Source organism: Rhizobium sp. RHZ02 (genome assembly GCF_014851575.1).
GTDB lineage: Bacteria > Pseudomonadota > Alphaproteobacteria > Rhizobiales > Rhizobiaceae > Rhizobium > Rhizobium altiplani.
On the sequence record NZ_JACUZX010000002.1, the window covers coordinates 416932 to 434844 of the forward strand.

Sequence of the window (17913 nt, forward strand, 5' to 3'; positions counted from 1 at the left end):
GATTGTCTGGCTGACTGCCGAACACGATTCTCTTTGGCGGAATGCCAGGCCCGAAACCCCATTGGGAGGACATTATGGGTGTTGAAGGAATTGGTGCGCGCGTCGCACGAAAAGAAGACAAGCGGTTCCTGACCGGCAAGGGCCGTTACACGGACGACATGGTCGTGCCGGGCATGAAATTCGCCTATTTCATCCGCAGTCCGCATGCGCATGCCAAGATCACGAGGATTGATGCCGCCTCGGCAAAGGCAATGCCGGGTGTTATCGACGTGCTTGATGGCAAGCAGTTGCTCGCTGACGGGATCGGCAACCTCATCTGCGGCTGGATGATCCATTCGAAGGATGGTTCGCCGATGAAGATGGGCGCCTGGCGCCCGCTGGCGGTGGAGACCGTTCGTTATGTCGGCGATGCCGTTGCCATCGTTGTCGCAGACTCGCTCGCCGAAGCGCGCGATGCCGCGGAAGCCGTCGTCATCGACTACGAGGAATTGCCTGTGGTCGTCGAGGCAGTCGAGGCGCTGAAACCAGGAGCGCCGCAACTTCATCCGGAAGCTCAGAACAACCTGATCTTCGACTGGCAGCTCGGCGATGGTGCGGCAACCGACAAGGCCATTTCCGAAGCGGCGCACGTCACGGAAATCGAGATCCACAACAACCGCCTGTCTCCCAATGCGATGGAGCCGCGCGCTGCGCTCGGTATCTATGACGCTGCCGAAGATCACTATACCTGCTACACGACCAGCCAGAACCCGCATGTCGCGCGCCTCGTGATGAGCGCGTTCTACAATGTCGCGCCCGAGAACAAGCTTCGGGTGATCGCCCCAGATGTCGGCGGCGGCTTCGGCTCGAAGATCTACATCTATCCTGAGGAGATCGTCTGTCTCTGGGCTTCCAAGAAAACAGGCGTGCCGGTGAAATGGAACTCCGATCGCACGGAGGCCTTCCTCACGGATGCGCATGGCCGCGACCACGTCTCCAAGGTCAAAATGGCTTTCGACAGCGACCATCGCATCATCGGGCTGAAGGTCGACACCATCTGCAATCTCGGCGCCTATATGTCGCTGTTTTCGTCGGCGGTTCCGACCTATCTCTACGCGACGCTGCTGTCCGGCCAATACGATATTCCGGCCATCCATGCCAACGTGCGGACGGTCTACACCAACACCGCGCCGGTTGACGCCTATCGTGGTGCCGGCCGTCCCGAGGCGACCTTCCTGCTTGAACGGACGATGGAAACGGCGGCCCGCGAGCTTGGTATTTCGCCCGCCGAGTTGCGGCGGAAGAACTTCATCCGGGCCTTCCCGCATCAGACGCCTGTGATCATGAACTATGACGCGGGCGACTACGAAGCATCGCTCAATGCGGCGATGCAGGCGGCCGACTGGAACGGCTTCCCGGCGCGCAAGGCCGAGGCTGCCAACCGCGGCCTGAAGCGCGGTCTCGGCATGAGCTGCTACATCGAGGCGTGCGGCATAGCGCCCTCGCAGGCGGTCGGATCGCTTGGTGCGGGCGTCGGCTTGTGGGAGTCGGCAGAGGTTCGCGTCAATGCGGTAGGCACGATAGAAGTGCTCACCGGGTCGCACAGCCACGGGCAGGGGCACGAGACGACATTCGCGCAGCTTGTGTCGGATCGTCTCGGCGTTCCGCTGGAGAGCGTGTCGATCGTGCATGGCGACACCGACAAGGTGCAGATGGGCATGGGCACCTACGGCTCGCGTTCAGGCGCTGTCGGCATGTCTGCTGTGGTCAAGGCGCTCGACAAGGTCGAAGCCAAGGCCAAGAAGATCGCCGCCCATCTGATGGAAGCCGACGAAGGCGATATCGTCATCGAGAACGGTGAGGTGAAGGTTGCCGGTACAGACAAGAGCCTTCCCTGGTTCCAGGTGGCGCTGGCCGCCTACACCGCACACAACCTGCCGGGCGGCATGGAGCCGGGGCTGAAGGAAACTGCCTTCTACGACCCGTCCAACTTCACCTTCCCCGCCGGCTGCTATATCTGCGAAGTCCAGGTCGATCCGGAAACCGGCAAGACCGAGATCATCCAGTTCGTCGCTGCGGACGATTTCGGCAACATCATCAATCCGATGATTGTCGAGGGCCAGGTGCATGGCGGTATTGCGCAGGGGATCGGTCAGGCCCTGCTCGAGGGCGTGCATTATGACGAGAACGGTCAGTTGTTGACGGCAAGTTTCATGGACTACGCCATGCCGCGCGCCGACGACTTGCCGTCGTTCAAGGTGTCGCATCAGGTAACGCCGTCCCCGAGCAATCCGCTCGGCATCAAGGGGTGCGGCGAGGCTGGCGCGATCGGGTCTCCTCCGGCACTCATCAATGCCATCACCGATGCCATCGGCAACAACATGCTGACGATGCCCGCCACACCACAGAAAGTGTGGATGGCAGCGCGCGCGGTTCATTGAGGAGGAACGACGATGTATCAGACCAACTATCACCGCGCGTCCTCGGTCGATGAAGCCGTCAGGATGATTTCGGGAACATCCGAAGGCAAATATGTCTCCGGCGGCATGACGCTCATACCGACGATGAAGCAGCGTCTCGCCGCGCCGAGCGACCTCGTCGATCTCAGGCATATTCCGGCGATGCAGGGCATCAAGGTCGATGGTCGCAAGGTGACCATCGGGGCGGCCACATCGCACGCCGAAGTCGCTGCATCAGCGGCTCTGCGTGCGGTTTGTCCCGCCATCTGCGACCTTGCCGGCATGATCGGCGATCCGCATGTCCGTCATATGGGCACGATCGGTGGTTCGATTGCCAACAACGATCCTGCGGCGGACTATCCCTCGGCCATGTTGGCGCTGAATGCCAGCATCGTCACCAACAAGCGCGAGATTGCTGCTGACGATTTCTTTACCGGCTTGTTCGAGACGGCCTTGGAAGATGGTGAACTGGTCACCGCCATCAGTTTCGAGACGCCCGAGAAAGCGGGATATTCGAAGTTTCCAAATCCGGCATCGCGTTATGCGATGACGGGGGTCTTCGTTACCAAGGGCGCTGGTGGCGTAAGGGTTGCCGTCACCGGGGCGGGAGCCAACGGCGTCTTCCGCGAAACCGCCATGGAAACCGCCCTCAAAGCGAACTGGTCCGCCGGTTCGATCGCTGGCATCGATGTCAATCCTGCCGGACTGATGTCGGATTTGCATGCGAGTGCGGAATACCGCGCCAACCTGATCAAAGTGATGGCCAAACGCGCCGTCGCCGAGGCGGGCTGACACAAACGGTCGGATCGCGAGGCGGCGTGTCTGCCTCGCGATTCTTCGCTGCGTCTGGCCAAAACGAGCTTTTTCGAATTAAAATAATTCAAGGCTATGGGCCTTTTGCCGCAGTTGATGGTAAAGCGATGGCAAAGGGTTGACGTGCGTGCGTCGGTTGGCAACAAACGCTCGCACGACACTGGAGCATGACATGGATTTCGAAGCGTTTTTCAAAAGCGAGCTGGATGGCCTTCACAGCGAAGGTCGCTATCGCGTTTTTGCCGATCTTGAGCGTCACCGCGGCAGCTTTCCGCGCGCCACGCGACACACGGCGGACGGCCCGAAGGAAGTCACGGTCTGGTGCTCCAACGACTATCTCGGCATGGGCCAGAACCCGAAGGTGATCGAGGCGATGAAGAATGCCATCGATCACTGTGGCGCGGGTGCGGGAGGCACCCGGAATATCTCTGGCACCACCCACTATCACGTTCTGCTCGAGCACGAACTGGCCGACCTGCATGGCAAGGAAGCGGCGCTGATCTTCACCTCCGGCTATGTCTCCAACTGGGCAGCGCTCGGCACGCTCGGCGCCAAGATCCCCGGCCTGATCATCTTCTCCGACGCCTTGAACCATGCGTCGATGATCGAAGGCATTCGCTACGCCAAGTGCGACAAGGTGATCTGGAAGCACAACGACATCCATGATCTCGAAGCCAAGCTGGCCGCCGCCGATCCGAAGGCGCCGAAGCTGATCGCCTTCGAATCGGTCTATTCGATGGATGGCGACATCGCCCCGATCAAGGAGATCTGCGACCTCGCCGACAAATACGGCGCGATGACCTATCTCGACGAAGTCCATGCCGTCGGCATGTATGGACCGCGCGGCGGCGGCATTGCCGAGCGCGAGGGCCTGATGGACCGCCTGACGGTCATCGAAGGCACGCTCGGCAAGGCATTCGGCGTCATGGGCGGCTACATCGCCGCCTCAACGGCGCTGTGCGACTTCATCCGCTCGTTTGCCTCTGGTTTCATCTTCACGACGGCGCTGCCGCCGGCCCTTGCTGCCGGTGCGGTTGCCTCGATCCAGCATCTGAAGGTCAGCCCGTTCGAGCGGGCGCGCCACCAGGATCGTGTCCGCAAGCTGAGGGCGCTGCTCGATCAGCGCGGCATTCCGCACATGCCGAACCCGAGCCACATCGTGCCGGTCATGGTTGGCGATGCCGCCAAGTGCAAGTGGATCTCCGACCTGCTGCTCGACAATTGCGGTGTCTACGTGCAGCCGATCAACTACCCGACGGTGCCGAAGAAGACCGAGCGGCTGCGCATCACTCCGACGCCGCTGCACAGCGACGCCGACATCGAACATCTCGTCGAGGCGCTGCATTCGCTCTGGGCGCGCTGCGCGCTGGCGCGGCACGTGGCCTAAAGGTACATTGTTTGGGAAAAGATTGGGCCGCCGTCAGGCGGCCTTTTCGCTGAGGGCTACCAGTTCGGCAGCGAGCCTGCGGGCTTCGGCATCGGCGGCAAAGACGTCGTCCATCGTCTTCGCTTCGCCGGTTGCGATCATCTTGTCCATCACCGCTTCGGCAATGTCGGCCATGGACAGGAAGCCGATCCGTTCCTCGACAAACGCGTGAAACGCAATTTCCTCGGCCGCATTCATGATGGCGCCCTGTAGGCCGCCGCGTTCCAGCGCGGTGCGCGCCAGTCTGAGCGCCGGGAAACGCTGTTCATCCGGTGCCTCGAAGTCGAGGCGCGAGAGCTTGGCGAAATCCAGTCGCTCGACGTTCAGTGTCGGTCGGCGCGGGTAGTCGAGCGCGTAACCGATCGCCGTCCGCATATCGGGGCTGCCGAGCTGGGCGATGATCGATCCATCCGTGTAGCCGACCATCGAGTGAATGATCGACTGCGGGTGGACGATCACTTCGATCTGGTCCGGGCGAACGCCGAAGAGATGCTTCGCCTCGATCATCTCCAGCGCCTTGTTGAACATCGAGGCACTTCCGACCGAGATCTTCAGTCCCATCGACCAGTTCGGGTGCGCTCGCGCCGTTGCAGCGGTCACATTCGCCATGTCGGCGCGCGACCAGGTGCGGAACGGACCGCCCGAAGCCGTCAGGATGATCCGTTCGACGGCGTGCCGCTGGTCTTCGTCGAGAGACTGAAAGATCGCGCTGTGTTCGCTGTCGACGGGGATCAGCCGTCCGCCGCCCTTTGCCACTGCATCGACGAACAAGTCGCCGGCTGACACCAGGCATTCCTTGTTGGCGAGCGCGATCGTTGCGCCCTTGCGGGCGGCGGCCAGTGTCGGCGCGAGGCCGGCCGTGCCGACGATGGCGGCCATCACCCAATCCGCCTCGAGGTCGGCGGCCTCAGCCAGGCCCGATACGCCGGCGGCAACCGCAATGCCGCTGCCGGACAGTTCTTCCTTCAGCGAGTGATATTTGCCGTCGCTGGCGGTGACCGCAAGCTTGGCGCCTGACGATTTCGCCTGCTGCGCCAAAAGCTGGACGTTCTCGTTGCCCGTTACGACGGAGATCTCATAGCAGTCCCGACCGCCCAACTGCTCGATAACGTCGAGCGTATTTTGTCCGATCGAGCCGGTTGAGCCAAAAATACTGAGGCGCCTCGGCGCACTTTCGCCTGCCATCATCGGTGATTTCGCCAAAACTCTTGCATTGGCTCTGGCTGTACAGGGGATTGAAATGAGCGGCAAGTGTGCGGCGCAGCAGAAATCCAGCGAATCCGGGAGAGGGCGGTTGCCCTCCCTTGCCATGTCTAACAGGGTGGCGCGAAACCAATCGGCCAATTGCTGCGTTTCGTAATCGAGACAGGAGGAAGGCACATGGTTTTCAAGCAACCGACGTTCTATGGCGAACCCTTCGAACCCGAGACTGGAGCTAACCAGGATGCCGCGCTCGAGGAGGCCGTAGCGAATGCCTTGGCTGTCGCTGGTGGGATTGATGCGGCTGATGTGAAGGTGACGCTTGAAGGTCGTGAGGTCGTGCTGACCGGCATGGTTGCCACGGCAGCCGAGATCGAGCGTGCAACCGCCGTCGCGCGCGCTCTCGCGGGAACGCGGCCCGTGCGCAATGATATCAAGGTAGCGTAGTTATCCCTCAGCCGGCGAAGCGTTCCATCTGGAAGGCTGCGACCCGATCTGTCTTTGGCGTCGTGATCGGTCCCGCCGATTTATAGGTGGTTGCCAGCAACAGGCCGCTGACGACAAGATATGCGAATGCAAGCAACGTCAGTTTCATACGCATGGCGAGCACTCCCTCCGTTTTCCGCGAAACGCAGAACGGGTCGGAAAGTTCCGCCTTCCGAGAGTCGGAAGAAAATATGGTCCGGCAAGGCTTGCACTGGCTTGCTCGACCCGTCTTGTCGTAAAGAAGATCTGGCCGCTCTCGGCGGCCCAATGTGTTCGGCAAGGGAGTGCTTATGCGCAAAGCGATCATCGTCTGGGGCGGTTGGAGCGGCCACGAGCCTGAAGCGTGCGCCCACCGCGTCGCGGACCTGTTGCGCGAGGATGGCTTTGCCGTCGAGGTGACCGGCGACCTTGGCATCTTCGGGTCAGCTGTGATCGCGGGCGCCGATCTGCTCGTGCCTGTAGTTACCGGCGAGAAAATCGAGAAGGCGCACGCAGACGCGCTGGTGGAGGCTGTGCGCGGCGGTCTCGGCCTCGGGGGGCATCACGGCGCGCTGGCGACTTCATTCAAGGAGAGCGCACCGTTCCGGTATGTCTCCGGGGTAACATGGGTCTCCCATCCCGGCAACATCATCGATTTCCGCGTCAACGTGACCCGTCAGCATGATCCTGTGATGGCGGGGATTCCCGACTTCGACTATCGGTCCGAGCAGTACTACCTCCACTACGATCCGTCGGTCGAAATCCTGGCGACGACGCGCTTTTCCGGAGAGTATGATTCGGCCGCCCGCAACGTGACAATGCCCGTTGCCTTCAAGCGCCAGTTCGGACAGGGGCGTGTGTTCTATTCCGCTCTCGGCCATGTCGCGAGCGAGTTCGACCACCCCTATATGCGCCTCATTCTTCGACGCGGATTGTCCTGGGCCGCACGGCGCTAAGGCGGAGGACGGGTCGCCGGCAGGGCTAGATGTTCTCCGAGGTGTAGATATCGAAGGGCAGGAACGATTGACCCGGGACCGCGTCGTCCTCTGATCCTATCGAGGTTGTCATCAATGTGATCAGCTCGGTGCAGAGGTTCCTGACGGGCGTCGCGATCGCCATGGTCACCACGTCGTCGGCGAGTGCCGAGCGCGAGTCCGGCGTCAGTTCGTTGACGACGACGACAAGCTTGCCGGCGAGACCTTCTTCGCGAACGGCGGAGATCGCGCCTTCCATGCCGCCGCCGCAGACATAGAAGCCGACGAGATCAGGGTGCTGCTTGAGGAGATTGATGGTGGCTTCGTGCGTTATTTCAGGGGTTTCGAGGTTGATCAGCGTCTCGAGAACCTCGAAATCCGGGGCGTTCTCTCGAAAATAAGAGCGGAAGCCGATCTCGCGCAGTTCATGTCCATGATAGCGGTGGCTACCGACGAAGCAGGCGACCTTGCCGGGTTTCTTGGCAGCCTTTGCGATCATCCAGGCGGCCGTGCGGCCGACCTTTCGATTGTTCAGCCCGATATAACCCTGTCGCACGCCACTGGCGAGATCGGACAGAATGGAAAAGGCAGGAATGCCCCTGGCCTTCAGATCTTCAACCTCGGCCGCGACGGCCGGATAGTCCGGACCGACCAATGCGATCGCCTGGTTGCGGCTGGCGAGAAGCTTCAGCTTTTCAATGATCGCAGCAGGCGTGGACGCCGTCGCATATTCGATCTGGGCGGTTATGCGAGACGATGTGTTGGCATGCGCCGCTTGCTCGATTTCCCTGGCGAGCGTTTGGTAGAACGACTGCGTCGGACGCTGCAGAAGAAAGCCCAGCCGATGATGCGGGAGGTCCTGGAATACCCGTTGCCGGAGCAAGCCGACCGCATGGTAGCCGATAGAGGCCGCCGCGTTATAGACCCGCCGTGCCGTCTCCTCCCTAACCCGATGCCGGCCGTTCAGCACACGATCGACCGTCGCGACGCTGACGCCCGAAGCATTCGCCAGATCCTGTATTGTCGGTCGCTTCACCATTCGGTCCTTGCAAGAATCCATCATTGTGATGTGGTCGCAATGATGTCTTTTGATAGAATACATCAAGGCTGCATTGTCGCTTGATGAAAGTCAACATATTCTCGTCTGCATAGGCCGGGAGGGATGGCATGCGGGAGGTTGAGATGGCTGATCAGACGAGGAAGCGGGACTACAGCCTGCTCGGTGAAAGCGGCCGCACAGCCGTTGACATGGGATTGGCCGCCGCCGAGTGGTATCACACCGAGGTTGCGCGCAAGGACATGAAAGCGCTGATGCAGCGCTCCGACGCTCCGGCTATCCTTGACACGATCATCTGGCTGGGCGCAATGATCCTCCTTGGCGGACTTGGCGTCTACTTCTGGGGCTCGTGGCTCTGCGTGCCCTTCTTTCTGGCATATGGGGTGCTTTACGGTTCGGCATCGGATAGCCGCTGGCACGAGTGTGGTCACGGCACGGCCTTCAAGACGCGCTGGATGAACGACGCGGTCTATCAGATCGCCTGCTTCATGATCATGCGCAATCCGGTGACCTGGCGCTGGAGCCATACGCGCCATCATACCGACACTGTCATCGTCGGCCGCGATCCCGAAATTGCGGTAATGCGTCCGCCGGATCTGCTGCGGCTGATCCTGAACTTCTTCGGCATTCTCGATGTCTGGCACGCGATGGTCGACATGCTGCGCAATGCCGTCGGCGTCATCGGCGTAGAGGAGAAGACCTTCATCCCCGAGATGGAACAGCCCCGCGCGATACTTATCGCCCGCATCTGGCTTGCCATCTATGTCGCGACGATCGCCGTTGCGATTGCGATGGGCTCCATCCTGCCGCTGGTGCTGATTGGCCTGCCCAGGCTCTATGGCGCGTGGCATCATGTGCTGACCGGACTGTTGCAGCATGGGGGCCTCGCGGACAATGTCATCGACCATCGTCTGAACAGCCGCACGGTTCACATGAACCCCATCAGCCGCTTCATCTACTGGAACATGAACTATCACGTCGAGCACCACATGTTCCCGATGGTGCCCTACCATGCGCTGCCGCGCCTGCATGCGATGATCAAGCACGACCTGCCGGCGGCAAACCCGTCGATCTGGTCCGGCTATCGCGAGATGCTCCCGGCATTCCTGCGCCAGCTGCGCAATGAGGACTATTTCCTGAAGCGCGAACTGCCGGCGACGGCGCGTCCCTATCGCGAGGAATTCCACGCCGAGCTTGCGCCGGCTGCCCAATAAACAACGCCAAGCATAAGCCTGGGAGGACGAGATGAGCGGAAATTGGATCGAGGTCTGTGCCGTCGAGGACATCGACGAAGAGGACGTGATGCGGTTCGATCACCAGGGCAGGACGTTCGCGGTTTATCGCAGCCCCGACGATGAATTCTTTGCAACGGACGGATTGTGCACGCACGAGCAGGTCCATCTGGCCGACGGCCTGGTCATGGACGAGATCATCGAATGTCCCAAGCACAATGGCCGTTTCAACTACAAAACGGGGCAGGCGAAGGGAGCGCCGGTTTGCGTCAACCTCGGCACCTATCCCGTGAAGGTCGAAGACGGCGCTGTCTTCATCTCGATCTGAGGAGGCTGTCATGACCCATTTCGTGATCATCGGGGCAGGGGAATGCGGCGCCCGCGCGGCATTTGCCCTCCGCGAAAAGGGATTTGACGGCGAGATCACGCTGATTGGAAGCGAGGCGCTCGCGCCGTACGAGCGGCCGCCGCTTTCAAAGGCGTCCGACCAAGGGACTGAGGAACCGAAATTCATCGCCGAACTGGAGAGATATGCCGCAGGCGGCATCAGTCTGCTGACCGGCCTGACGGTTCAGGATCTCGACCGTCAAGCAAAGTCCGTTACGCTTTCCGATGGCTCTACCATTGCCTATGACAAGCTGTTGCTCGCGACCGGCGCCCGTGCGCGGGTGCTTCCTGATATTGCCGAGGACAGCAAGCATATCTGCTCGCTGCGCACCCATGCCGATGCGGTGGCACTTCGCAGGGCAATGGTGCCCGGAAAGCATATTGTCATCATCGGCGGCGGCTTTATCGGCCTGGAGCTTGCCGCGACGGCGCGTGCGCTCGGAACTTCCGTAACGGTCCTCGAGGGCCTGGAACGCGTGCTGAAGCGCGGCGTCCCGGAGGAAGTTGCCGGGGTGATCTGCGAACGGCATTCGCTCGAGGGCGTCGATATCCGCTGCGGGGTGGCTATAACAGCCATTGCGGAAGACGACGAAAAGGCCGTTGTCCACCTGTCCGACGGCAATATGATCGGCGCGGACCTCGTGCTTATCGGAATCGGCGCCACTCCCAATACGGAGCTTGCCGCGCGGGCCGGTCTCACAATCGACAATGGGATTGCCGTCGATGAATTCCTGCGCACCTCGGCGCCTGACATCTACGCAGCCGGCGACTGCTGCTCGTTCCCCCTCGCGATCTATGGCGGCCGGCGTGTGCGGCTCGAATCCTGGCGGAATGCCCAGGAACAGGGAGCATTGGCCGCCGCCAACATGATGGGGCTTGGCACATCCGTTTCCGCCGTTCCCTGGTTCTGGTCCGATCAGTATGACGTAACGCTGCAGATCGTCGGCCTCGCGGAGGGCGCCGTTCAGCATTTGCGCCGCGACCTCGGCGACGGCGCTTTCATTCTCTTTCATCTCGATGAAGCCGGCAGGCTGCTTGCGGCCAGCGGCATCGGTCGCGGCAACGTGGTCGCGCGCGATATCCGGCTTGCCGAAATGCTGATTGCGGCGCGCGCGCATCCGGATCCGGCAGCGCTTGTCGCAAGCAGCGTCAAACTGAAATCCCTCCTGGCCGCCTGACTGGCTGCCGCATTCTCAAGGTATCGGCGATGGGCAAACAACTGCGACCGACTGTGCATGACCTCCTAGCGATGAAGGGCAAGCGGCAGCTCAGCATGCTGCGCGTCGTGTCGCTCGAAGAGGCGGAAGCGGCCGAGGCTGCCGGCATCGACCTGATTTCCGTGCCGCCGGAACTTCTTTTCGATCCGCGGTTCCGCGATGCCGCCCCGGGGCGTTTTGCCATTCCGGGTGGCGAATACGGCCAGAGCGGCGCCACCACCGATGAGATCCTGCGCTCGGCGGTAAAGATGCGGGCGGCCTCGGCCGATGCCATCTATTGCGCCGCCAGCCTGCAGACGATCCGGCGGCTGCGCGACGAGCATATTCCGGTCTGCGGACACACGGGGCTTATCCCGTCGCATGCCACATGGACGGGCGGCTTTCGCGCGGTCGGCAAGACGGCCGAAACGGCGGCTCTTGTCTACAAGCAAGTGAAGGATCTGGAGGCCGCGGGTGCCTTCAGCGCGGAGATCGAGGTCGTGCCGGCCGAGGTAGCGGCAGCGATTTCTGAACGCACCTCCATGCTCATGATCTCCATGGGCGCCGGCAGCGGATGCGACGCCCAGTATCTCTTCTCCGAGGACGTGCTCGGCCTAAACCGCGGGAAATATCCGCGCCATGCCAAGGTCTATCGCAACCTGGCGGCCGAATATGACCGCATCCAGGCTGAACGGATCGCGGCATTCCGCGAATACGCTACCGACATCGCCAGCGGCGCCTATCCGGAGGAACGGCATCGCGTGTCTGTCGATGGGGAGGAGTTGGAAGGTTTTTTGTCACGGCTTTAGGTAGTCGGAGACCAAAAGCGTTTCTCTCCTCATCGCCTGACTACCTCGCTGGCACGTGGAAATGATTGCCGCCCAGTGGGTCGAGAAGGCGCGCGTGACCGCCGGCAAGGCAGATCGAGCTATTCGGGTGGGGGATCGGGGTATATGCTTCGCGATCATCGTGTTGGCGGAGGGGAAGACCGATGCGTGGGCTACGCAAGGCCGCCCACTTCACGAGGCGGTGAAGAGCGGCGACCCGACTGCCATCGCGGCCGCCCTCGACGCCGGGGCTGACATCGAAGAGCAGGACAAAGGGAGCCAATCCTCTTTTCCTGGCCATTCGTAGCGAACATCCCGAAGCGGCAGAGTTGCTGATCAAGCGCGGCGCCAACGTGAACAAGGAGTCGGCGATCGGTCTGCCGATCGCCGGTGCCGCCCTGACAACTCCCTGTTGGCGTGGGAGGGGACTTGGACGTTCGAGGACCTCAACATTTTTCTCGCCGGTCCAACCCTCACAACCCCAGGCGTAAACATGGAGATTCGTGGAGCGCCTGATGAAACTGATCGACTGAACGTGATCGCATATCTGCGAACGCTCAGCGACGCGCCGGTTCCGTTGCCCTGAACTCAGAGCGGAAGCGCGCAGTACGACACGGTTACTGAAAATAATGGTGATCCCGACGCGATTCGAACGCGTGACCCTCAGATTAGGAATCTGATGCTCTATCCTGCTGAGCTACGGGACCACTTGAGCGTCATGCATACAAAAGGCTTGGCCGGAAGCCAAGCTCTTTTGCATGTGTAACTGACGTCAGATTTCAGGCGCCGAGGCGCTGTTCGGCGAGCCGCACCCAGTAGGAAATGCCGTGGGCGATGGTTTCGTCGTTGAAATCGTAGGCGGGGTTGTGCAGGCCGGCCGTGTCTCCGTTGCCGATGAAGATGAAGGCGCCGGGACGGGCGTTCAGCATGTAGGAGAAATCCTCGCCGCCCATCATCGGGTCGATCTCCGCATTGACGTTGCCTGCGCCAGCAATCTCGCCGGCGATGCGGACGGCGTGGCCGGTTTCCGTCGCGTGGTTGAAGGTGACGGGATAATTCCGGTTGAAGTCGATATCAACCTCTGCGCCGTGGGCGGCAACGAGGCCGTTGACGACCTGCTTCAGGCGGGTTTCGGCGAGGTTACGCACCTCCTCATTGAGCGTGCGCACGGTGCCGGCGATCGTCGCGTCGTTCGGGATGACGTTGTGGGCGAAGCCCGCGTTGAACTTGGTGACCGAGACGACGACCGAACGCAGCGGATCGACATTGCGGGAGGCAATCAGCTGCAGATTGCTGACGATCTGAGCGCCGATGGCGATCGGGTCGATCGTGCGGTGCGGCTGGGCCGCATGGCCGCCGCGGCCCTTGATGGCGATGGTGAATTCGTCGGTGGCGGCCATGATCGCGCCGCTACGGATGGCAAAGTGCCCGACAGGAAGACCCGGCAGATTGTGCATGCCGTAGACCTCTTCGATGCCGAAGCGCTCCATCATGCCGTCCTTGACCATCAGGTTGCCACCGCCGCCGCCTTCTTCCGCGGGCTGGAAGATGACCGCGATGTTGCCGTTGAAGTTGCGCGTCTCGGCCAGATACTTGGCCGCGCCGAGCAGCATGGCCGTATGGCCGTCGTGACCGCAGGCATGCATCTTGCCAGGTGTCGTGGAAGCCCAGGGCTTGCCGCTGATTTCGGTAAGCGGTAACGCGTCCATGTCGGCGCGCAAACCGATGGTGCGCCCGCCCTCGCCCTTGCCTTTGATCAGACCGACGACGCCGGTCCTGCCGATGCCGGTGACGATCTCGTCGACGCCGAATTCCTTGAGTTTTTCAGCCACGAAGGCGGCGGTGTTCTCGACCGCAAAAAGAAGTTCGGGGCGTGCATGGATATGCCGGCGCCACTCTGTCACCTCGTCTTGAAGTTCGGCGGCTCTGTTCAAAATCGGCATGTCAGCTTCCTGTCGTGAAATCGAAACGGGGACGGGATCGGGTCGCAAGGACACGATGCCGCAGAAATAACTTAATCAAGGCCCTTTGCCATGTCATGGCCATATACGTTAAATAGGGGAAACTTTCGAGACTTCCGGACATCTTTAAGGACGAACCGTGTTGACGCGCCAGAACCGTTTGCTTGCCGCCTTGCGGCCGCTTTCAATCGTAGCTTCCGCAGCCGCCATCGCGCTCTCGGCCTCCGCTCAGGCCTATGCGAATCCGCATATTCTGGTGGATGTGCAGAGCGGCCGCGTGCTGGAGCACGAGGAAGCCTTCCGCAAATGGTATCCGGCTTCGCTCACCAAGCTCATGACCGTCTATACGGTTTTCGACGCGGTTCGCGCCGGCCAGATCAGCCTCGATACCCCCATCGTCATGAGCAAGCGGGCGGCAGCCCAGCCGCCGGCAAAGATGTATTTCAAGCCGGGACAGAAGCTGACGCTCGACAGCGCGCTGAAGATCCTGATGGTCAAGTCGGCAAACGACATTGCGGTTGCCGTTGCCGAGGCCGTCGGCGGAACGCAGGAAGCCTTTGTGCTGAAGATGAACGCCGAGGCGGCGAAGCTCGGCATGACCGACTCGCATTTCGTCAATCCGAACGGCCTGCCCGGCAAGGGCCAGTATACGACGGCGCGCGATCTTGCGGTCCTTTCCGTGGCGCTTCGTCGCGAGTTCCCGCAATACGCCGGATACTTCTCGCTTGAAGGCATCACGACGGGCACCAAGAACGTGCCGAGCATCAACGTGCTGATCGGTCGTTTTGCCGGCGCCGATGGCATGAAAACGGGCTTCATCTGCGCCTCGGGCTTCAACCAGATCGGTTCGGCGACGCGCAACGGCCGTACCTTGATCTCTGTCGTGCTCGGCACGGACAGTCTTGCGGCGCGGGCGGATGCCTCCGCCGACCTGCTGCAAAAGGGCTTCACTTCGCAGTTTGCCGCGCCCGATACGCTCAGTTCATTACGGCCCTATGGCCCGGGTCAGGATCAGGTCGCCGATATTACCGCCGATATCTGCAGCGCCAAGGGTGCCAAGGTCCGCAGCGAAACGCGCGACGAAGTGGGCCGCATGAAGGTTCAGTCTCCCTATATCCAGGAAATGGACCACGACCCCAACTTCGTCTTCGCAGGACTGATCCCGGGCCAGAACGAACCGCAGCCGGACAAGTTGGCGACCGCGGATACCGCGGGAACGATTGCCAAGGTCCCGGTTCCGCTGCCACGCCCGACCACTTTCTGAGGCCACTTTGACATGAGCGCTGTTTCCGATCGGATACCGGTCACCATCCTGACCGGCTTTCTTGGCGCCGGCAAATCCACCTTGCTGAACCGGATCCTCAAGGATCCGGCGATGAAGGACGCCGCCGTGATCATCAACGAGTTCGGTGATGTCGGCATCGATCATCTACTGGTGGAAAGCTCGGGCGATGCGATCATCGAACTGTCGGACGGCTGCCTATGCTGCACGGTGCGCGGAGAGCTCGTCGATACCCTCGCAAATCTGATGGACGCGGTACAGACGGGCCGCGTCAAGCCGGTGAAGCGCGTCGTGATCGAGACGACCGGCCTTGCTGATCCGGCACCGGTCATGCAGGCGATCATGGGCAACCCCATCATCGCCACCAATTTCGACCTCGATGGCATCGTGACGGTGGTCGATGCAGTCAACGGCTCGCAGACCCTCGACAATCACGAGGAAGCGGTGAAGCAGGCCGCGGTTGCCGATCGGCTGATTCTCTCCAAGCGGACAATGGCTTCGCCAGACGTGTTGGAAGCACTGGAGGCGCGTCTCGATGCGCTCAATCCGCGTGCCGCATTGATGGATGCCGACAGCGCCGAAGCAGGGCAGGTCAGTGTGCTCGTCAACGGCCTCTACGATCCGACAAACAAGATTGCCGACGTCGGACGCTGGCTGCGGGATGAGGATGCGCATGAGGCGCATCACCAGCATGACCATCATCACCATGGTGCTGACGACCATCACCATCATCATCACGGGAACGATCACCAGGACCCACATGATGTGAACCGCCACGATGCATCGATCCGGTCCTTCTCGATCGTCGAGGACAAGCCGATCGACCCGATGGCGCTCGACATGTTCATCGATCTCTTGCGTTCGGCGCATGGCGACAAGCTGCTGCGGATGAAGGCGATCGTCGCGGTCTCGGACCGCCCGGATCGGCCGCTGGTGCTTCACGGCGTGCAGAGCATCTTCCATCAGCCATCGCGCCTGCCCGCATGGCCCGACCCTCAGGACAGGCGCACGCGCATGGTGCTGATCACCAAGGATCTGCCGGAAGCCTTCGTCAAGGATCTGTTCGACGCGTTTCTCGGCAAGCCGCGCATCGACACGCCGGATCGCACCGCGCTGCACGACAATCCGCTTGCCGTGCCGGGAATGCGATTTTAATCTATCGCTTGCGGATGAGGAAGCGGTGGCCGCCTTCCGTCGTCTCAGCCTCGATCAGTTCGTGGCCGTCTTCGTTGCAGAAATGAGGGATGTCGATGCCAGCGAGCGGATCTGTCGTTTCGACGCGGATCAGTGAGCCGCTCGGAAGGGAGGACATCTTGCGGCGGGTCTTCAGCACGGGAAGCGGGCACTTTAGCCCGCGTAGGTCATAGAGGATGGCGCTCACGCCGTCAGTCCCTGCCCCAGAATTTCCAGAACGGCTTCTTCGAGGCGACTTCCACCGGTTCGGGCTGTTGTACCGGCGCGAATGCCAGCGGGCTCGGCGTTGGGATCGGAACCTGAGCCGGAACGGCAGCGGCGACGGCAATTTCCTTTGCTTCGGAGGATGCCGGCGTAGCATTGGGCGCCGCATTTGCGGCAACCGCGGACGCGGTCTTGCTCGCCATCATCTCTTCGAGGTCCGCGACCTTGACCATCTTGCCCGCCTCCAGCGAGGTGCCGGTCGGTGCATAGGCCAGTTCGCGACCCTTTCGCAGCTTAGCGACCACGGCCTTGCGCTCCGCCTCGCTCGGGTCGTACCAGGCCATGCCATCATACTTCTTCATGGCCTTGGCGTAGTCGGCATCGTAGGTCTTGCCGTAGGAGGCAAGCGCGGCGGTCAGCGCCGGCGGCGTCGACATTGCCGGGCACTTGCCGGCCGGATTGAACTCGCCATTGTCGGTTGACTGCTGGTTGAAGACGTATTTCTTCTCGCAGAAATTCACCTCGGGAGGACGCTTGGTGACCTCGAAATTGTCGTAGCCGACCTTCAGCATGTTCCAGAACTCGATGTTCGGGTTCAGGCGATGGCGCACCATGTTTTCCGCGGTCATGCGGAAGGGGAAGGCCTGAAGCTGCACTGTCGACTGGCCGCCGGCAAAGGCGTCACGGGCAAAGGCGTAGATCTCCAGTACCTGCTGGTCGGTCATCGAGTAGCAGCCCGACGAAGAGCAGGCGCCGTGAATCATCAGGTTGGTGCCATTGTGGCCGTTCACAGCGTCATAGCGGTTCGGAAAGCCGGTGTTGATCGCGAGGTAGTATTTGGAGTTCGGATTGAGATTGGCGCGCGTCAGGTTGTAGAAGCCTTCCGGGGCCTGCCGGTCGCCCTCTTTTACCTTCGGGCCGAGGCGGCCAGACCAGGCGCAGATCTTGTAGTCGGCGATCTTGTCGAAGCGATTGTCGGTTTTCGCCTTCCAGATCTCCAGCGCGCCTTCTTCCTTGAAGATGCGGATCATGATCGGCGAGTTGCGCTGCATGCTCTTGGCCGACATCTCGGACAGGATGCGTGGCGGCAATGGCTGCTCGACCTTGTTCTTGACGCTGGAAAGATCGACCTGGGCGGTTTCCAATGCATCGTTGCAGCCGGCCAAAGCCAGCGCCATCAGGGAAACATATGCAAAATGACGAATGCGCATTCAAAAAAGCCCATCAACAGTATGCAACCCGGTCCCGGCACGCGGA

Annotated in this window: 19 protein-coding genes and 1 tRNA gene; 12 read left to right on the plus strand and 8 right to left on the minus strand. The window is 61.3% G+C overall.

Going from position 1 to position 17913, the window contains the following annotated elements:
• Positions 1 to 74 precede the first annotated feature (74 nt).
• From IB244_RS04845 to hemA, 3 genes are all read left to right on the plus strand, one after another.
• Positions 75 to 2420, plus strand: coding sequence for a xanthine dehydrogenase family protein molybdopterin-binding subunit (locus IB244_RS04845; protein ID WP_192303262.1), 2346 nt, complete (start codon positions 75 to 77; stop codon positions 2418 to 2420).
• 12 nt (positions 2421 to 2432) lie between these two features.
• On the plus strand, positions 2433 to 3230 hold the full coding sequence (locus tag IB244_RS04850) for an FAD binding domain-containing protein (RefSeq protein ID WP_018855711.1): 798 nt from the start codon (positions 2433 to 2435) through the stop codon (positions 3228 to 3230).
• Positions 3231 to 3423: 193 nt separating this feature from the next.
• Positions 3424 to 4638, plus strand: a complete 1215-nt coding sequence (hemA, locus tag IB244_RS04855) for a 5-aminolevulinate synthase (protein ID WP_169681369.1) — start codon at positions 3424 to 3426, stop codon at positions 4636 to 4638.
• 33 nt (positions 4639 to 4671) lie between these two features.
• Here the strand turns inward: hemA and dxr are convergent, their stop codons facing one another.
• The gene (dxr, locus tag IB244_RS04860) at positions 4672 to 5865 is read right to left on the minus strand and encodes a 1-deoxy-D-xylulose-5-phosphate reductoisomerase (RefSeq protein WP_113470273.1); all 1194 of its coding nucleotides are present in this window, start codon (positions 5863 to 5865) and stop codon (positions 4672 to 4674) included.
• Positions 5866 to 6057: 192 nt separating this feature from the next.
• Here dxr and IB244_RS04865 point away from each other — a divergent pair, with 192 nt between their 5' ends.
• Entirely contained in the window at positions 6058 to 6324 is a 267-nt protein-coding gene (locus IB244_RS04865; RefSeq protein ID WP_112660330.1) for a BON domain-containing protein, read from the plus strand.
• Positions 6325 to 6331: 7 nt separating this feature from the next.
• Here IB244_RS04865 and IB244_RS04870 read toward each other — a convergent pair whose 3' ends face one another.
• Positions 6332 to 6478 (minus strand): hypothetical protein, encoded by a 147-nt coding sequence (locus tag IB244_RS04870; RefSeq protein ID WP_167354926.1) that lies wholly within the window; start codon positions 6476 to 6478, stop codon positions 6332 to 6334.
• 175 nt (positions 6479 to 6653) lie between these two features.
• Between IB244_RS04870 and IB244_RS04875 the strand changes: the two genes are divergently transcribed.
• Positions 6654 to 7298, plus strand: coding sequence for a ThuA domain-containing protein (locus IB244_RS04875; protein ID WP_113470297.1), 645 nt, complete (start codon positions 6654 to 6656; stop codon positions 7296 to 7298).
• A gap of 25 nt (positions 7299 to 7323) precedes the next feature.
• On the opposite strand, the gene IB244_RS04880 is transcribed toward IB244_RS04875, so the two are convergent.
• The gene (locus tag IB244_RS04880) at positions 7324 to 8355 is read right to left on the minus strand and encodes a LacI family DNA-binding transcriptional regulator (RefSeq protein WP_192241120.1); all 1032 of its coding nucleotides are present in this window, start codon (positions 8353 to 8355) and stop codon (positions 7324 to 7326) included.
• A 143-nt stretch (positions 8356 to 8498) separates the two neighbouring features.
• Between IB244_RS04880 and IB244_RS04885 the strand changes: the two genes are divergently transcribed.
• From IB244_RS04885 to IB244_RS04900, 4 genes are read left to right on the plus strand one after another with little or no spacing between them, the layout of a single operon-like run.
• Positions 8499 to 9587, plus strand: coding sequence for a fatty acid desaturase family protein (locus IB244_RS04885; RefSeq protein WP_026371841.1), 1089 nt, complete (start codon positions 8499 to 8501; stop codon positions 9585 to 9587).
• A 31-nt stretch (positions 9588 to 9618) separates the two neighbouring features.
• Entirely contained in the window at positions 9619 to 9933 is a 315-nt protein-coding gene (locus tag IB244_RS04890; RefSeq protein ID WP_018857747.1) for a MocE family 2Fe-2S type ferredoxin, read from the plus strand.
• A 10-nt stretch (positions 9934 to 9943) separates the two neighbouring features.
• On the plus strand, positions 9944 to 11170 hold the full coding sequence (locus tag IB244_RS04895) for an NAD(P)/FAD-dependent oxidoreductase (protein WP_169681363.1): 1227 nt from the start codon (positions 9944 to 9946) through the stop codon (positions 11168 to 11170).
• A 29-nt stretch (positions 11171 to 11199) separates the two neighbouring features.
• Positions 11200 to 11997 (plus strand): 3-methyl-2-oxobutanoate hydroxymethyltransferase, encoded by a 798-nt coding sequence (locus IB244_RS04900; protein ID WP_113470276.1) that lies wholly within the window; start codon positions 11200 to 11202, stop codon positions 11995 to 11997.
• Between the two features lie 40 nt (positions 11998 to 12037).
• Here the strand turns inward: IB244_RS04900 and IB244_RS32010 are convergent, their stop codons facing one another.
• Positions 12038 to 12298 carry a hypothetical protein gene (locus IB244_RS32010; protein WP_156828757.1) on the minus strand — a complete coding sequence of 87 codons (261 nt, stop codon included), beginning with the start codon at positions 12296 to 12298 and terminating at the stop codon, positions 12038 to 12040.
• A gap of 16 nt (positions 12299 to 12314) precedes the next feature.
• Between IB244_RS32010 and IB244_RS32015 the strand changes: the two genes are divergently transcribed.
• The gene (locus IB244_RS32015; RefSeq protein ID WP_245267958.1) at positions 12315 to 12506 is read left to right on the plus strand and encodes a hypothetical protein; all 192 of its coding nucleotides are present in this window, start codon (positions 12315 to 12317) and stop codon (positions 12504 to 12506) included.
• Between the two features lie 139 nt (positions 12507 to 12645).
• On the opposite strand, the gene IB244_RS04910 is transcribed toward IB244_RS32015, so the two are convergent.
• Positions 12646 to 12722: transfer RNA gene (locus IB244_RS04910), tRNA-Arg, on the minus strand.
• Between the two features lie 72 nt (positions 12723 to 12794).
• Complete coding sequence (locus tag IB244_RS04915; RefSeq protein WP_018857751.1) at positions 12795 to 13958, minus strand: M20 aminoacylase family protein; 1164 nt, start codon at positions 13956 to 13958, stop codon at positions 12795 to 12797.
• A 157-nt stretch (positions 13959 to 14115) separates the two neighbouring features.
• Between IB244_RS04915 and IB244_RS04920 the strand changes: the two genes are divergently transcribed.
• Both IB244_RS04920 and IB244_RS04925 read left to right on the plus strand, forming a co-directional pair.
• Positions 14116 to 15240, plus strand: coding sequence for a D-alanyl-D-alanine carboxypeptidase family protein (locus IB244_RS04920; RefSeq protein ID WP_025661862.1), 1125 nt, complete (start codon positions 14116 to 14118; stop codon positions 15238 to 15240).
• A gap of 12 nt (positions 15241 to 15252) precedes the next feature.
• Positions 15253 to 16413, plus strand: coding sequence for a CobW family GTP-binding protein (locus IB244_RS04925; RefSeq protein WP_018857753.1), 1161 nt, complete (start codon positions 15253 to 15255; stop codon positions 16411 to 16413).
• A gap of 1 nt (position 16414) precedes the next feature.
• On the opposite strand, the gene IB244_RS04930 is transcribed toward IB244_RS04925, so the two are convergent.
• Both IB244_RS04930 and IB244_RS04935 read right to left on the minus strand, forming a co-directional pair.
• The gene (locus IB244_RS04930) at positions 16415 to 16639 is read right to left on the minus strand and encodes a sulfurtransferase TusA family protein (RefSeq protein ID WP_018857754.1); all 225 of its coding nucleotides are present in this window, start codon (positions 16637 to 16639) and stop codon (positions 16415 to 16417) included.
• 4 nt (positions 16640 to 16643) lie between these two features.
• The gene (locus IB244_RS04935) at positions 16644 to 17867 is read right to left on the minus strand and encodes a murein L,D-transpeptidase family protein (RefSeq protein ID WP_018857755.1); all 1224 of its coding nucleotides are present in this window, start codon (positions 17865 to 17867) and stop codon (positions 16644 to 16646) included.
• Between the last annotated feature and the right edge of the window lie 46 nt (positions 17868 to 17913).

Excerpts from the sequence above, each read along its gene's own strand:
- IB244_RS04845 (WP_192303262.1), top strand. The coding sequence starts at position 75 with ATGGGTGTTGAAGGAATTGGTGCGCGCGTCGCACGAAAAGAAGACAAG.
- IB244_RS04850 (WP_018855711.1), top strand. The coding sequence starts at position 2,433 with ATGTATCAGACCAACTATCACCGCGCGTCCTCGGTCGATGAAGCCGTC.
- hemA (WP_169681369.1), top strand. The coding sequence starts at position 3,424 with ATGGATTTCGAAGCGTTTTTCAAAAGCGAGCTGGATGGCCTTCACAGC.
- dxr (WP_113470273.1), bottom strand. The coding sequence starts at position 5,865 with ATGATGGCAGGCGAAAGTGCGCCGAGGCGCCTCAGTATTTTTGGCTCA.
- IB244_RS04865 (WP_112660330.1), top strand. The coding sequence starts at position 6,058 with ATGGTTTTCAAGCAACCGACGTTCTATGGCGAACCCTTCGAACCCGAG.
- IB244_RS04870 (WP_167354926.1), bottom strand. The coding sequence starts at position 6,478 with ATGCGTATGAAACTGACGTTGCTTGCATTCGCATATCTTGTCGTCAGC.
- IB244_RS04875 (WP_113470297.1), top strand. The coding sequence starts at position 6,654 with ATGCGCAAAGCGATCATCGTCTGGGGCGGTTGGAGCGGCCACGAGCCT.
- IB244_RS04880 (WP_192241120.1), bottom strand. The coding sequence starts at position 8,355 with ATGGTGAAGCGACCGACAATACAGGATCTGGCGAATGCTTCGGGCGTC.
- IB244_RS04885 (WP_026371841.1), top strand. The coding sequence starts at position 8,499 with ATGGCTGATCAGACGAGGAAGCGGGACTACAGCCTGCTCGGTGAAAGC.
- IB244_RS04890 (WP_018857747.1), top strand. The coding sequence starts at position 9,619 with ATGAGCGGAAATTGGATCGAGGTCTGTGCCGTCGAGGACATCGACGAA.
- IB244_RS04895 (WP_169681363.1), top strand. The coding sequence starts at position 9,944 with ATGACCCATTTCGTGATCATCGGGGCAGGGGAATGCGGCGCCCGCGCG.
- IB244_RS04900 (WP_113470276.1), top strand. The coding sequence starts at position 11,200 with ATGGGCAAACAACTGCGACCGACTGTGCATGACCTCCTAGCGATGAAG.
- IB244_RS04915 (WP_018857751.1), bottom strand. The coding sequence starts at position 13,958 with ATGCCGATTTTGAACAGAGCCGCCGAACTTCAAGACGAGGTGACAGAG.
- IB244_RS04925 (WP_018857753.1), top strand. The coding sequence starts at position 15,253 with ATGAGCGCTGTTTCCGATCGGATACCGGTCACCATCCTGACCGGCTTT.
- IB244_RS04935 (WP_018857755.1), bottom strand. The coding sequence starts at position 17,867 with ATGCGCATTCGTCATTTTGCATATGTTTCCCTGATGGCGCTGGCTTTG.